Annotated in this window: 13 protein-coding genes; 12 read left to right on the top strand and 1 reads right to left on the bottom strand. The window is 29.6% G+C overall.

Annotation, left to right across the window (positions count from 1 at the left end; all coding sequences use genetic code 4):
* Nucleotides 1-150: 150 nt before the first annotated feature.
* A complete protein-coding gene (rpmB, locus tag C4B24_RS00420) occupies nucleotides 151-345 on the bottom strand; it encodes a 50S ribosomal protein L28 (RefSeq protein WP_131598260.1) in 195 nt (64 codons plus the stop codon).
* 175 nt (nucleotides 346-520) lie between these two features.
* Here rpmB and C4B24_RS00415 point away from each other — a divergent pair, with 175 nt between their 5' ends.
* The 12 genes from C4B24_RS00415 to C4B24_RS00360 all read left to right on the top strand — a co-directional run bounded on the left by C4B24_RS00415 (nucleotide 521) and on the right by C4B24_RS00360 (nucleotide 15,729).
* The gene (locus C4B24_RS00415) at nucleotides 521-835 is read left to right on the top strand and encodes an Asp23/Gls24 family envelope stress response protein (protein ID WP_131598259.1); all 315 of its coding nucleotides are present in this window, start codon (nucleotides 521-523) and stop codon (nucleotides 833-835) included.
* Entirely contained in the window at nucleotides 835-2,457 is a 1,623-nt protein-coding gene (locus C4B24_RS00410) for a DAK2 domain-containing protein (protein WP_246005060.1), read from the top strand. The genes C4B24_RS00415 and C4B24_RS00410 overlap by 1 nt, the downstream gene beginning before the upstream one ends.
* A 24-nt stretch (nucleotides 2,458-2,481) precedes the next feature.
* Nucleotides 2,482-3,465, top strand: a complete 984-nt coding sequence (plsX, locus tag C4B24_RS00405; protein WP_131598257.1) for a phosphate acyltransferase PlsX — start codon at nucleotides 2,482-2,484, stop codon at nucleotides 3,463-3,465.
* Complete coding sequence (gene rnc, locus C4B24_RS00400; RefSeq protein WP_131598256.1) at nucleotides 3,465-4,121, top strand: ribonuclease III; 657 nt, start codon at nucleotides 3,465-3,467, stop codon at nucleotides 4,119-4,121. The genes plsX and rnc overlap by 1 nt, the downstream gene beginning before the upstream one ends.
* On the top strand, nucleotides 4,121-7,048 hold the full coding sequence (locus tag C4B24_RS00395; RefSeq protein ID WP_131598255.1) for an AAA family ATPase: 2,928 nt from the start codon (nucleotides 4,121-4,123) through the stop codon (nucleotides 7,046-7,048). The genes rnc and C4B24_RS00395 overlap by 1 nt, the downstream gene beginning before the upstream one ends.
* Nucleotides 7,049-7,646: 598 nt before the next feature.
* A complete protein-coding gene (locus C4B24_RS00390; protein ID WP_131598254.1) occupies nucleotides 7,647-9,701 on the top strand; it encodes a P68 family surface lipoprotein in 2,055 nt (684 codons plus the stop codon).
* A gap of 10 nt (nucleotides 9,702-9,711) precedes the next feature.
* Entirely contained in the window at nucleotides 9,712-10,533 is an 822-nt protein-coding gene (locus C4B24_RS00385) for a hypothetical protein (RefSeq protein ID WP_131598253.1), read from the top strand.
* A gap of 312 nt (nucleotides 10,534-10,845) precedes the next feature.
* The gene (locus C4B24_RS00380; RefSeq protein WP_131598252.1) at nucleotides 10,846-12,618 is read left to right on the top strand and encodes an ABC transporter ATP-binding protein; all 1,773 of its coding nucleotides are present in this window, start codon (nucleotides 10,846-10,848) and stop codon (nucleotides 12,616-12,618) included.
* The gene (locus tag C4B24_RS00375) at nucleotides 12,618-13,601 is read left to right on the top strand and encodes a carbohydrate ABC transporter permease (RefSeq protein WP_131598251.1); all 984 of its coding nucleotides are present in this window, start codon (nucleotides 12,618-12,620) and stop codon (nucleotides 13,599-13,601) included. Before C4B24_RS00380 ends, C4B24_RS00375 begins: the two co-directional genes overlap by 1 nt.
* Nucleotides 13,576-14,526 (top strand): carbohydrate ABC transporter permease, encoded by a 951-nt coding sequence (locus tag C4B24_RS00370; protein ID WP_131598250.1) that lies wholly within the window; start codon nucleotides 13,576-13,578, stop codon nucleotides 14,524-14,526. The genes C4B24_RS00375 and C4B24_RS00370 overlap by 26 nt, the downstream gene beginning before the upstream one ends.
* A gap of 47 nt (nucleotides 14,527-14,573) precedes the next feature.
* Entirely contained in the window at nucleotides 14,574-14,984 is a 411-nt protein-coding gene (coaD, locus tag C4B24_RS00365; RefSeq protein WP_131598249.1) for a pantetheine-phosphate adenylyltransferase, read from the top strand.
* Between the two features lie 61 nt (nucleotides 14,985-15,045).
* Nucleotides 15,046-15,729: a winged helix-turn-helix domain-containing protein gene (locus C4B24_RS00360; RefSeq protein ID WP_131598248.1), complete on the top strand. Its 684-nt coding sequence runs from the start codon at nucleotides 15,046-15,048 to the stop codon at nucleotides 15,727-15,729.
* Nucleotides 15,730-15,753: the final 24 nt, after the last annotated feature.

Below are 15,753 nucleotides of genomic sequence, written 5' to 3'. Positions count from 1 at the left end.
AGGGACTTTTCATTTGCCTATTTTGGATAATTGCATATGAAAAGTGCCTCACTTAAATTTTAACTCTAAGTGTTGCACTTTAAATTTCAATCGAGGAAAAAGTGTTTTTAGCACTTTTTTTATTTTTTTATTAAGAAAATAAAAAAAGAACTAAGCAACAAGTCCTTTTTTCTTAAGAGTTTTAGCTGTTTTAGCAGAAACTTTAATTTTTTTCTTTTGTCCGTTTTCGATAACTGTAACTTTTTGTAAGTTAACACCGAAAGTTCTCTTAGTTGCGTTTAAAGCATGAGATCTATTGTTCCCTGACATTGGGCCTTTTCCTGAGATTGAACATCTTCTTGCCATGATTCCTCCTTATAATTTATATTAATATTTTATTACATATTAGGTATCATTATTATAAACTAAAAACTAAAAAATAGGTAAAAAATATATATTTAATGGTTTATGTTAGTATATATATACAAGTATATATATGAAATAAATGGTATAATAGATTGGTAAATTAAAGGGGGCTTAAATGTCAGAAACAAAAATTCAAGTATTAAAGGAAGGAATAATTAATGCTATTAGTACCGTTCCTGGTCTTGTTGGATTGGTAAATAAAGAATCAGAAGCACTTAATCCAAGAGTGCTATCTGAAAAAAATTACACAAAAGGAATTGATGTAGTTCAAACAACAAAAGGTATAGATATAAAGGTATTTATTATTATTTCCTTAAATGTTAGAGCTGAAATAGCATCTCGTGAATTATTATCTGCAATACAGTCATACTTTAAAACAATCGAAGAAAAAATATTGAAAGTAAATATTTATATTAAAGGAGTTAAATAATGAAACAAATTAATGGTAAGTTACTAAAAGAGGCTCTTGTATCAGGAGTTAATGGAGTTAGGAATGATGCAAATAGAATAGATGCATTAAATGTTTTTCCAGTTCCTGATGGAGATACTGGTTCAAATATGTCTGCAACAGCAAAATATGCTTCTGAAGAAATTCAAAAAATTGATTCTGACTCAATTTCTGAAATATCAGCTAAATTCGCAAGAGGTATGCTATTAGGTGCAAGAGGTAATTCAGGTGTTATTCTTTCACAAATTTTTAAAGGTTTTTCAGTAGGTCTTAAGGATAAAAAAGAAGCAAACGGATTTGATATAGTAAAGGCGTTTACGCAAGCAAAAATATATGCTTATAAATCAGTTATGAAACCTGTTGAAGGAACTATTCTTACTGTTATTAGAGAAACAGCAGATGCATTGGAGAAAGTTGTTACTCCTTCAATGTCAATTACTGAAATCTTTTCATTAGCAACAAAAGAAGCTAGGAAATCAGTAGATAATACACCGAACTTATTACCAGTTCTTAAAGAAGTTGGTGTTGTCGACTCAGGTGGAGAAGGATTATTCCAATTCCTACAAGGTATGTCTAAACATCTTGAGGGGGAAGCTACACCATTTATTGAATCAACAGGTGAAGCGATATTACTTTCAGAAGAAACATTTGATGGTGAATTTGGATATTGTACAGAATTTATTGTTAACTTAAAAAATCAAAAAACATTTAAAAAAGAAAAATTTGAACAAGGTCTTAATAAATTAGGTACATCAGCGGTTGTTGTTGTTGATGAAGAGATTCTTAAAGTACATATTCATGCATTAAAACCTGGAACAGTCTTAAATTTTGCACATAAGTTTGGTGAGTTTTTCAAAATTAAAATTGATAATATGACAGAACAAGCGACTGAAAATAAAGCTGCTTCTCAAAAACAATCTTCACCAGCTGCATCAAAATCCAAAACTATGAATATAGGAATTGTATCTTGTAATGTTGGTCAAGGTATTATTAATGATATGAAAGAATATGGTGCTAACTTTATTATTGAAGGTGGTCAAACTATGAACCCTTCAGCTTCAGATATTATTAAGGCAATTAATGATGTTGAGTCAGACAAAGTAATTATTTTACCTAACAACTCAAATATTATTTTAGCTGCTCAACAAGCAGCACAAACAATTACCGATAAACAAGTGGTTATTGTACATACAAAAACTCAAATGCAAGGAATCTCAGCAATATTAAATTTTGATCGTGAAGGAACACTTTCGGATAACAAAGATGAAATGCAAGAAGCAATTCTAGCTACTAAAACAGTCCAAGTAACTAAAGCTTCAAGAACAACTAGAATTGAAGGAGTTAAAGTTACTGAAGGAGAATATCTTTCAATTGCAGATAAAAAAATTCTTGGTACAAATCCATCTTCAGTTCAGGCAGCAATCACTGCTATTAAAACTGTTATTAATGATGAAACAGAAATTATTACAATTTATTATGGTGATGATTCTACTAAGAGTGACGCTTCTGAAATATCAAGTTATTTAGAAAACAACTATGATGTTGAAATAGAAGTCAAAGCAGGAGATCAACCAGTTTATAACTTCTTGATTGCAGCTGAATAATTTTAAATATGAAAGGAAGTAAATATGACAACGATAGCATTTGATGTAATGGGTAACGATAACGGACCAAAACCTGCCGTTGTTGCTTCTTTGAATTTTATTAAAAAAAATCCAAACTATAAGATTATTTTAGTTGGAGATAAAAAACAAATTGATAAATTTTTAACTGAAAAACATGAAAGAATTTCTATACTAGACATACCAATAACTGTAGATGTAAAAAAAGGTGCCATGGTAGTTAGAGATAGAACAACTTCAATGTATAAAGCAATTGAATTGGTGAAAAAAGAAGAAGCTGACATCGTTCTTTCTTCTGGATCGTCAGCAGGTTACATTGCTTATGCAACTTTAGTTTTAAAAAGACTTAAAGGTGTTTCCAGACCAGCATTTATGCCTGTTTTTCCGACAAATAAATCAGGAAAACGTTTTGTAATGATGGATGTGGGTGCAACTTTGGAAGTAGAAGGAGAATTGCTTTATCAATGAGCTAAAATAGGAAATGTATTTGCTGAGCATATTTTAGGCGTTGAAAATCCTAGGGTTTCTATTATTAATGTTGGTACTGAAAAAGGTAAGGGTATGAAATTCCATAATGATGCATATGAGCTTCTTGAAAAAGATGAAAATATTAATTTCCAAGGCTTTATTGAATCAAGAGGATTATTAACACATACAACTGATGTTGCTGTTGTTGATGGTTACGCTGGTAATATGATACTTAAATCAATGGAAGGAACTGGACTAACAATTGGGAAAACTCTTAAAAAAGAAATTAAGAAAAATCCTCTAAGATTATTCGGTGCTCTACTTTCTAAGGGTGCTTTCAAAAATCTTAAAAGCACTATGGACTTTAGAACTGTTGGAGCTGCTTGAGTTATTGGTGTTGATGGAATTGTTATAAAATGCCATGGTTCAAGTGATGTAAAAGCTTTTGCAGGTGCTTTTGGTCAAATTAAAGAAGCTGTTAATAATGATGCTATGAATAAGATTAGAAAGGTTACAGAATAATGGAAAAAATATTAGATCAATTTGGAATTAAACCAAAGAATATCGATATTTATTATCAAGCGTTCACACACCAAACGTTTGCTAATGAAAAGAGATATAACTACACATATCAACGTTTAGAGTTTGTTGGTGATGCTTTAATAGATGCAGCGGTGGGTGTTTATTTATTTAATAATTTCCCAAAACTTTCAGAAGGTGAGATGACACTTTTAAGAGCTAAGGCTGTTAATAAAGATTCATTTGCTAAATTATCTAAAAGATTAAAATTAGGTGAAATACTTCGTGTTGGTAATGGTGCAGAAGAATTAAGAGAAAATGATTCTATACTTGCTGATTTATTTGAATCATTTACAGCAGCAATATTCTTAGATCAAGGTAGAGAAATATTTGAGGCATTTATGGATGTTACTGTATTCGAAAAATTAAGAAAATTTTCAAAGAAAGAATTAAAAGATTCGAAGACATTATTACAAGAATTCTTACAAAGTGAATCAAGGGAAGTTGTAAAATATAAAACTCATAAAGATGGTGAATTATTCTTTTCTAAAGTTGAACATGATGGACATCACTTTGGTGCTGGAAAAGGAGCATCCAAAAAAGAAGCGGAACAAAGGGCAGCAAAAGCAGCACTGAAATTATTAAAAGGGGGTAAATAATGAAATTAGTAAAAGTGGTAGCGCATGGTTTTAAGTCATTTGCGGACAAAACAACATTAAATTTTGATGGTGGTGTAGTTGGAATTGTTGGTCCAAATGGATCAGGTAAATCAAATATTAATGATGCTATTAAGTGAGTTTTAGGTGAACAATCATCAAAATCACTTCGTGGTGATTCAATGGAAGATGTAATTTTTGCAGGTTCAAAAACAGTTAAAGCAATGAATCAAGCAGAAGTAACACTTACTTTTGATAATTCAGAAGGAAAGGTATCCATTCCACATAAAAAAATATCTATTACAAGAAGATTAAAAAGAGGAAAAGGTGGGAACCAATATTTTATTAATGGAGAATTAGCAAGATTAAGAGATATTAAAGAAATAGCCATGGAAACAGGTATGTCAAAATCTTCATTAGCTATAATTTCTCAAGGAACAATTTCAGATATAGCTCAAGCAACACCCGAAGAAAGGCGTGGAATTTTTGAGGAAGCTGCTGGTATTTCTAAATATAAATCTAGAAAAAAAGAAGCTATGAAAAAATTAGATAATACAACAGAAGCTTTAGAAAAAGTTCAAACTGTTGTTTACGAGTTAGAACGTCAATTAAAACCATTGAGAAAACAAGCTGATAAAGCTAAATTATATTTAGAAAAAACAGCTGAGTTAAAAGATGTTGAAATAGGGTTAATTGTCGAGGATGTTAAATTTTATAATGCTGAATTAGAAGTACTTAATGACAAATTAGTTGATGTCATTGAAACAAAAGAAGATTTAGAGTCAAGAATTAGAACTTCTGAAGATGAAGTAGAACAAAAAACATCATATAAATTAAATCTTGAAAACGAAGTTTTAAAATTAAATACAAGATTTCAAGAAGTTTCTGAAAGTATTCGCGATTTAGAACTTAAGGATTCAATTAACGCACAAAGACGTCAAATGATAATTGATGGCCAAGTATCTTCTTCTGCGACTGCTAAAACTGATGCTATGAAAGAACAACTTGAAGAAATGTCTATGAAGTTGTTGCAATATAAATCATGAATCACAAAGGCTGAAGAGGATGTAAAATCTAAAAAAGCTGAAGCTTCAGAAAAAGAACTTCAAATTACAAGTCTTAAAAATAAAAAAGAACTTGATTCTTCAAAACTACTTAAAATTAAAACTAAAATAGATATTTTAGAAGATCATAAAAATAATAAAACTAACTTATTTCAAGGTACAAGAACAATAATGAATAATAGAACAATATTTCCTGGTGTTAAGGGAATAGTTGCAGATTCATTAGAAGTTCCGGAAGAGTTTGCTCTTGCTACAGAAACAATTCTTCAAAATGCATTACAACATATCGTTGTTGATAAATCAGAAACAGCTGTAAAATGTGTTAATTTCCTTAAAAGGAATAGAGGTGGGCGTGCAACATTTATACCGCTACAATCAATACAACCAAAATCAGTTAGAGAAGATCATAAATTAGCTCTTCAATCACAAGATGGGTTTATTGGTGTAGCAGCAGATTTAGTGAAATCAAAACCTCAATATAATATACTTAGAAAATTCTTATTGGGAAATATTATTGTTGTAGATCACATTGAGAATGCAACATCTATTTCTAAATTACTTGGTCAACGTTATATGGTTGTTACTAAAACTGGAGATATTATTCGTGTTGGTGGTGTTATTGCTGGTGGTCAAGCTGGTAAGTCAAGAGATTTACTTGGTGTTGATAAACAAATTGAAAAATTGAAAAATGCTCAACCATTAATTGAACAAGAAGTTTCTAAAATAACTTCAACTATATCCGCATTATCAAATGTTATTTCAGAAGATAGAGCAATCATTGGAGAATTGTATGTTGAAGTTGCCAAAACAAAAGAAAAACAATCTAACATCCAAGAACAATACTCATATTTAAAAGATAAGTATGAAGCTGCTTCTAATCAAAAATTCAATATTTCTAAGACACAGGAAATTTCTCTTGGATCTGTAGAAAACCTTGAAGCTGAAAAATCACACTTATCAGCTAATCTTAAAGCTAAGCGTGAAAAAATCATGTTTATCAATAATGAATTGACACAAGTGACTTTGGTTAAAACGGAACTTGAAAAAACATTGCGTAAAATTAATTCTGATTCATCAGAAAATATGACTAAAAAGAATCAAGCAGAATTTTATGTTAAGACTGCAACAAAACGTCTTTCTGAAGAATACTCATTAACTATTGATGCAGCAACAGAAGAATTTAAACTTGAATTAGACAAAGAAGAAGCAAGGGAAATAGTTTCAGTTTTAAGAAGAGAAGTTTCTGAAATAGGACATGTAAACCTTGATGCAATTGATGCATTTGAGGAAGTTAATACAAGATTTGAAAAACTTAAGACTTCTGAGGAAGAATTATTTTCAGCACAACAAACAATCCTTTCTGCAATTAATGAAATGGATAAAATTATTATTACTAAACTTGATACAACAGTTAAACAAACAAGAGAAGAATTTCAAAGAGTTTTTGAAACAATGTTTGGTGGTGGTACTGCTGAAATTAAGTATACAAATCCAAATGACTTATTAGAAACTGGTATAGACGTTATCGCACAACCTCCTGGTAAATCGGTTAGAAATTTAAAATTATTCTCAGGTGGGGAAAAGGCCATTATTGCTATTTCACTACTATTTGCAATTCTTAAATCTAAACCGCTTCCTCTATGTATATTGGATGAAGTTGAAGCCGCACTTGATGAAGCTAATGTTTTAAGGTATGCACAATTCCTTCAATCTTTAAAGGAGTCTACACAATTCATTGTTGTTACTCACCGTGTTGGTACAATGGAAAATGTAGATCATCTATTTGGTGCTACAATGCAAAATAGAGGTGTTACTTCTTTCTTCACTGTTAAGTTAGAAACAGCCAAAGAATTAATTGAAAGCTAGCGCTTTCTTTTTTCTTTTTAATTTTTGATATTAACATTTTAAACCATCTAAAATTTATTCTTTATTAATGTTAATAAATAAAATACCTATCCGAGTATATATTGGTTTTTTAATAACTTCTAATATTATTTTCTTAACTATTTAACACTCATTTTTAATTAAAAGAAATATTGATAAATTTGCAAGAAGATAGACATAAATAAAGAGTTCTACATTTTTTAAAGACGCTATTAATTAGGTGAATTAAGGAATCAATGAAATTTCAAAAGGAAGTTTTCTTATAATGGATGAAAAAATATTTTTCATTTACGTTTTAGTTTTTTTTATTAGCTGATTTATTATTGACATATTAATTTCATATTTTACATGTATATATGTGAAAACATAGATTAAAAATACCTTTTTTGAATAATATTCTTCAGCTTAAGCATATTAATAATTTGTTTCTATTTTTTTATTTTAAAATACCAATGTTAGTTTTTGCTTGCATATAATTGAGATTGTACTCAAAAATGTATAATTTAAAAGCATATAGGGTAAAACCCTAAAGTAATGCGATAATTTAAAAAAACAACAAAATAAAATTAGGAGAAAATAAATGATTAAATCAAAAAAAATTATGACGGGTGCACTTGCTACAATGGGAGTAATTGCAGTTCCTGTTATTTCTGTAGTTTCGTGTGGTGTTAAGGGTATCGAACAATATGATACTGATAATGATGGCCAAATTATTATTCAAACAGGTTGAAGTGCAACTGGTAACCAAAAGAAAGCTTTAGATCTTGCTGTTGCAGAATATAATGCACAACAAAAAGGTACAAAAGGATTTATGCCTGTCAAGGTTGTTGGTATTGAAGGCGGGTATGGTAAAATGGCTTCTACACTTTCAAGTAAAATTCAATCCAAAAAAACTAAAGGTATGCCAAACTTACTTATTGAGTATGCAGATGCATTAGGTATTATTAATAAATATAAATTTGCATTTGATATGAATAAGACAACACCTAGACTTGATAAAGGTCTTATTTCTGATAAGTTCATGAAAATTAATTCACAAATTGGTGGAGCAGATTCTTCAGGTGCATATATGGTTCCACTTGGTAAATCAACTGAAATGGTAGGAGTGAACAATGTTCTTTTATATATGGTATTACACCAAGCTGGATATCAGCCTGGTAAAAATCCTAAGCTAGATAATATTTATAATGATGTAATTAATAAAGCAGATGCTACTGAACAAGAGAAACCTAAAAACTGAGGAAGTTTAAAACCCGGAACTCAAAAGGCTATTGTAGATGCTGCTGATGACTCAATCTTCGACTCTTGAGAATCACTAATGAAATTCTCGGATGCTGTTGCAAAGGGATATGGGCTTAAAGCTGATGGAGAAAAATTTGTTGTTGGGCATGATTCAGGTACAAACCTTGTCTACTCTCTTGGATATCTAAAAGAAAATAATGATATGGATAAATTCTTATTTTCTAAAGAAAAAGGCGGAAAAGGTTATGTAGACTATAAGTTATTTGATGAAAAATCTGAGCAAAATAAAATATTTAAGGATATCTTGGGAGAACTTAAAAAACATGTTGAAACAGGAGCGCTTAAAATTGCTGGTGGTGGTGAATATACTTCTTCACTAATGCAACAACATGGTGTTATATTCTCAATTGGATCTAGTGCTGGATATTCACACTTATCAACTAAAGGCGGTATGGTTAATATTATGGAGGAAGCTAAACTTTCAACTGGAAAAACTGTTTCAATTGGTAATTTTAAACCTTACAAAATATTTGAAAAGGCTGGAAAATTAGTTGGTCAAGCATCAAAAAACTCTCATTACAATCCTATTGTTGCAACCAAAGATAAAAATGATAAAAACCAAAAATATTACATTGAAGTTGGTGAGGATGCCATAAAAGGTATTAACGAATATGCAAAAACACACAAAGAATTCGTATTATTAAAAGACGCATCTGATGGAACAAAAGCTAGCTCTTTAAATCTTAAGGATTACAAAGAAATTAAGGGTGGGTACGGTGTTATTCCAATTGGTGAATCAACTATTATTCCCTATGCTAAATCTTCTAATGAATCATTACAAGAAAATGAAATGCAAGCATTTCCTGGTATTTCAAAATTAAATAAAGATTCTAAAAAAACAATGGCATTTGCACAAGGACCTTCGTTTGTTGGGATTCATGCAAATAAACCAGAGGATAATGCAACAGTATTATTCTTAAATTGATTTTATAATCAAAAAAGTATGACTAAAACAGAGTGAAGTGGTAAATATAATGTTAAAGTCCCAGCTGGTAATTCAATTGTTGAAGCATTTGATAAAATGTCAGGATATATGACACCTATTTCAGGATTTGAAGAAAAATTAAACCCAATTTTTAATAGTGCAACGCAAACAATTCATACAAAAGGTGCTCAAATTGCCTTTAATTCTTACAAAGAACAAGTTAAAAGTGATAGTGGAAGTGTATTCTTTACACCAGTTGATGATTACTCTTCAAGTTTAAGACAAACATTATCAGCAACTATTAAATCTATCTTTACAAATGCTCATACAAGTAATGGTAAAGCTGAATCTGTAAGTAAAATTTATAGCAAAATTAAAATTGCTGCAAGAACAAATAAAATTATTTAAGGAACAAAATATGAATAAAAAAATTAAAATAACACTTGGAACTGCTGCTATTTCATTAGCTGCAATTGCCCCTGCTGCATTTGTGGTTTCGTGTGGAAGTGAAAATAAGGATTCAAAGCCAACATTTGAAAGTAGAAATAATACCTTTGAAAAAGCACTTCAAACTTTAAAATCTTCTTATAGTATTGAACCTTATAAGGTTAAGATAGTTAATTGGCATGATGGTGACACTCCAAAAGTTAAATTTTTAGATAAAAAGATATGAGGTAGACCAGGTGTTGATATCAAAACTGGAATAGCTAAAATAAGAATAGCTTCTATAGATACTCCTGAAATTGGAACTGGTGGATATGGTGGCAAACCATATGCCCCTACAACAGGAGATGAATATAAATATGCTAAAGCAGGTAAAGATTTAGCTGATAAAATAATGCCTGTTGGTACTACTGTTTCAGTATTTACTTCATTTTCCCAAACATATGACAGAATCGCAGGTAGTATATTTTTCGATAGTGATAATAATGGTTCTTTTGAATCAAGTTGAGCAGTTACAATAATGAATAAAGGATTAACTCTTCCTTTTGTTTCTAGTCCAAATGATGTAATTGATGAAAACAATATACTTCACTATATTGGTATTCCTTTTGCAGATGCATTTAATTATGCTTACAATAATAAAATTGGTATGTTTTCTAAAAATATAGAAGAAATTTCCAAAATACATGGTTCCACTGACTTCTCTAGCGTTAAATGGCATAGTGCAGATAATGATAGTGCACCACGTAACGTATATGATTATTACAAAGCATGAGAAGAAATTAATGCTGAATAATAAATTTAATTTAGATAAAGGTTCACACTTATAAAGTGGTGCCTTTTTATTCGCTATTTTTATTTGCTTATACATTTATCTAATGCTCTTTATAGATCTTTTATGTTAAATTTAAGTTGGTTTTTGTTTTATAAATAATATTTTCTTATTATCATGCTAATATCATTAATTATAATTGCTAACAAGAACAAAAGTAAGGTATGTTTTATTTTGTGTAAGATATGGCATTGTCTTACTTTTTAAAGACTTTTTATAGTAAAATATATATAGTAAAATATAAAATAAAAATTAGAAATATCTAAGGAGAAATAAATGTCTGAAAATTCTAAAAGAATTATTGAAGATAACACAATTGAAGTTGTTACTAAGTTTGGTTTAAAAAATAAAGAGATGAATAAATCTGCACCCGCAATTGAAATCAAAGATTTGGTTATTGATTTTGGTGAAACTGTAGCTGTAAATAAAATAAACTTTAAAATTAATGAGGGTGAATTGGTTACTTTATTAGGCCCTTCTGGTTGTGGTAAGACAACAACATTGAATGCAATAGCAGGATTGTTGACACCAACGTCTGGTGATATTAATTTTTCTGGTAGAAATGTTACCAAACTTTCTCCTCAAAGAAGAAAATTAGGGTTAGTTTTTCAAAACTACGCTCTTTATCCTCATATGTCAGTTTATAAAAATATAGCTTTCCCTTTGTACAACGATAAAAATTGAAAAGATAAACTAATTAAAAATAATAAAAAAAATAAGCTGAAAATTGAATTGATAATTTTAAAAGCTAATGGACTTACAAAAGAGAAAGAAGATAAATTAATTGAGGCTTCTCAAAGACGTTTTATTGTTGCTCAAGAAACTAAATTATATCTTCAACAATTAAGAACTAATTACTTAAAAGAAGTTAAAGAAGCTAAAAAGAATGTTGGTTTAGTATCTTCTCATGAACAAGGAAAAAAATCTCTTCTTAATAAGGAAATTTTAAAACATATTAACGTAATAGATTTAGAAAAAAAATCAAAAACTATTACAAGTGAAGAAGCAAAACAAAAAATTGAAAAGTTAAAAAGTGTTCATAAAGAAAAAATGGAACAAATAAAAATTGAAACTGCTAGAGAATTAGAAGAAACTAAAAAACAATATGAAATTGCAAAACAAAAGGCTGCTAAAACTTCTAAAGAAGACAAAGCATTAATTGCTGAAGCTAAAAAGAATCGTTGAAAATTACCTACTCTTGCAGAAAAGCAATATAAGCAATTATTAAATGATTTAAAAAATGAATTTGGAAATTCTGCAAGTCTTTCTAAAGAACAAGAGGAAAAAATTGAACAAATTAAATCCAATATACTTTCATTTAAGCAAGCGGTTCATAAATCAGTAATGGATGTTTCTGAAAAAGTTGATATTGTTAAAAATTTGAAAAAAAGACCAACAAAACTTTCAGGTGGTCAACAACAGCGTGTTGCTATTGCAAGAGCTATTGTTAAAAAACCTAGAGTTTTATTAATGGATGAACCACTTTCTAACCTTGATGCTAAATTACGTATTTCAACAAGAGAGTGAATTAAAAAAATAGTTAGAGAACTTGGCATGACTACAATCTTTGTTACTCATGATCAAGAAGAAGCTATGTCCATTTCAGATAAGGTTGTTTGTATGTCTGAAGGATTGGTTCAACAAGTTGGAACTCCAATGGAACTTTATGGAAAACCAAAAAATGATTTTGTTGCAAAATTTCTTGGAATGCCTGAAATGAAATTATTTGATGCAGAAGCATTAAAGGGGATTGTTAAAGTTGGTACTACTCAAGTTGCAACCATTAAAGGAAAGACTAAACAAAATATAAGAGTTGGTATGAGAGCGGAACACTTTCAAGAAGTTGAAAGAGGTGGAATGAAAGCAACTATTAAACATGTTGAGTACTTAGGGAGAGAAGTTTTAGCTTCTGTTGAGTTTGAAAAACACGGAGAAGCAAAAGTATTTTTAAGAAAGAAATCTGAATACAAAATTGATGAAGTAATTAAGTTAAGCTTATCAGAGAAAGATATTCACATATTTAACTTAGAAGGGAAGCGTATAAACTAATGTTCTGAACTTGAATAATTAAAAAAGGATCAAAAACAAGAGCTAACGACCTGTCTTTTGTTAATAAGAGAACGCCATTTTGAAAAGCGTTTTTACTATTATCACCAGCATTAGCAATAGTTATATCTTTCATAATTGTACCCTTCATATTTGCTGTCCAAAATGGGTTTCTATTTGCACCTGATAAACATGACTTAAGTGTTTTAACATTCGGTACTAAAAACTTTACGGATATTTTTGCTGATCCTAACTTTATTAAAGCAATAAAGAACTCTATGGGTTATGCAGCATTTGCTGTGCCTACAACAATATTTGCTTCTATTATTATTTCAGCATCTATTGCTCATATATCTGGTAAAAAAACAAGGGGAATAATACAAACATTATTCTTTTTACCATATGTAACTTCAGCAGTTGCTATTTCCATAGCATTTGCTTATTTGTTTGACTTTGATAGAGGTCTTATAAATGTCATAATTGGCAAAAAAATTCCTTGACTAACAGATCCACAAGGTAATAGTGCTATGAAAGCAATGATTATTTATGGTATTTGAAGAGGATTGGCTTTCCAAATATTGATATTTACAACTGCTATGCTTACAGTTGATAAAACTTTATACAAAGCAGCTTCTATTGATGGTGCAGGTCCAATAAAACAACTTTTTAGAATTACTTTACCTGCAATAAATAGGACTACAAACTTCATAATAACTATGGCTATTATTGGTGCATTAAAAGTATTCCCATTAGCATTGTTCCAAAACAATCCAACTGATGCTATGACATATGGTGGTTCTACATTGATGCTTTATGTATATAACTTAGTTAAAATTGGTGAACCATATATGGCTGGAGCAGCTTCTGTTCTTCTTGTTGCTATTTCTATTGTGTTCTCTGCGATTGTAAAACAGGGTATGAATATAATTGTAAAACTATGTTTGAAAGCAGGTGAGAGAAATGTTTCGAATAAAATTAAAGCTTAAAATAATTATTAATAAATTAAATTTATCTAAAAAGGCTGAGAAAACTTCGGCTATGGCTGGTCATCAATCAATCACATCCGTTATTTTAGGTATGTTGGTTAAATGAATTATCATTGCATTTTTTGGTGCAATTGTATTATTCCCATTCTATTACATGCTTTCTTATGCATTAATGTCAGATACCGAAGTTGCGGATACGCTACATGTTCATCTTGCACCTAAAAAACCGATGTGAGAAAACTTTGGAAGAGCATTTGAAAGTGGATATTGAAAAGCTGTTTGGTTTACACTAGCAGTAACAACACTTTCTATTGTTATCAAATTATTTGTTACCATGCTTGCAGGATATGCATTTTCACTTCCCAAATGAAGAGGTAAGAAGATTCTGTGGTTATTATTCTTATCATTAATGATGTTACCTGAAGTTGCACTTTTAACAGGGCAATTAAAAATAATGGTAGATTTTGGATGGGATTATGGGAAACAGGTTATTTTAGCACTTGTTGTTCCATTTGCCGCTTCTGTATTTTCTGCGATTATGTTTAGAAATGCATTCTTAGCTATTCCTAGCAGAATTAAGGAAGCATCTTTAGTTGATGGTGCAAATGGTGCAAAATACTTTTGAAAAGTAGCTGTACCAATGATTTCACCAACAATATGAACTGTGGGTATTTTAACAGCGTTTGCTGCTTGAAACTCATATCTATGACCTTCTTTACTACTTGCAGGACAAGAAGATCAAGTTATTAATACTTGAGTATTTACAACAGGATTCCCAAAAACGGGAACAGATACAAGGATTCTTGCCAATGTTCGTATGGCTGCTGCTATATTGGCAATTCTACCAATGTTTATTACCTACTTCGTTATGAGAGGTAGAATAATGAGAGCTATCTCAAGACAGGGTTCAGCAATTAAAGGATAATCCAATGGATTATTTTTTTATCTCTAAAGTTTTTGTATAATTTAATTATGAAAATAGCTATCTTCCCAGGATCTTTCGATCCATTTCATGAGGGACATAAATCAATTTACTTAAAAGCGCGAAAATTATTTGATGAAGTTTTTATCTATATAACCAATAATGAAGAAAAAACCAAACAAAAAAGTTTTTTAGAAAGAAAAAAAATAGTGGAAACTTTCTTGCCTAATGTAAAAATTATCACTGATTCAGATCTTACAATTAATGTAGCAAGAAAGTATAATGCTTCATATATCATAAGAGGTCTTAGAACTATAAAAGAAGTGGAATATGAGCAATTTTTAGCATCCGTTAATAAAAAATTAGCTTCTGAAATAGAAACTATTTTGATTTTTGCTGATGATGATATGAGTAATATTTCCTCAACTATAATTAGAAAATTAAAGGAAAAACATAAGTAAAACATAATGATGTATGCAAATTTAGATTGCAAATGTTATGTTTTTTTAATATAATTATTTTATGACATTAAGAAACACACTACAAATTTACTTTGTTACAGACGTAAAAAGAAAAGAATATAATGAATTATCAGAAATTTGAGCCGCATATTTTAATATGAAAGTATTTTATATTGAAGAGAAAAAGGTATCTGAATTAATTGGCAAAAGAGTTGATTTTATTTTCATTGATAATGATATTAAAAGAAGCAGTGTAAACTGAGAATTTTTAAATGAAATTAGAAAATTCAATCCTTATTTTAAAAATATTTGATTCCACAATAAATTTTTCCCTGATAGAACTTATGAATTCTTAAAAGCAGGTGCTGATGATATTATTTACTTTGAAGCTGAAGCAGAATATATGAAATGAAAAACAATTGCCTTATTAAGACGTAGGTGAGAAACTCACTCTAACGACAATGTTGTTCTCCATAGAGGACTTATCGTTGATAAAATTAATAATGAATGTGTTTTAAATGATAAAAACATTGAACTTTCTAAAAAAGAATTTCAAGTTTTAAAAGTATTAGTAGAATCTGATCCAGATGAATTTGTACAAAGACAATATATATATAAAACTGTTTGAAAACACGATGATAATGATCCAACACGCGTTGTTCAACAAATAATACAAAACTTAAAACGTAAAATTGGTAAGGACTATTTTGAAATAGTGCGTAACAAAGGTATTAAATTAGCATAATTTTATGCTTTTTTTAATATAATT

Origin of the sequence: Mycoplasma marinum, assembly GCF_004335975.1 — a bacterium.
In the GTDB taxonomy this organism is placed as follows: domain Bacteria; phylum Bacillota_I; class Bacilli_A; order Mycoplasmatales; family Metamycoplasmataceae; genus Mycoplasma_K; species Mycoplasma_K marinum.
The sequence above is the reverse complement of the archived record's forward strand: the minus strand, read 5'-3'. Positions and strand labels throughout refer to the sequence as shown.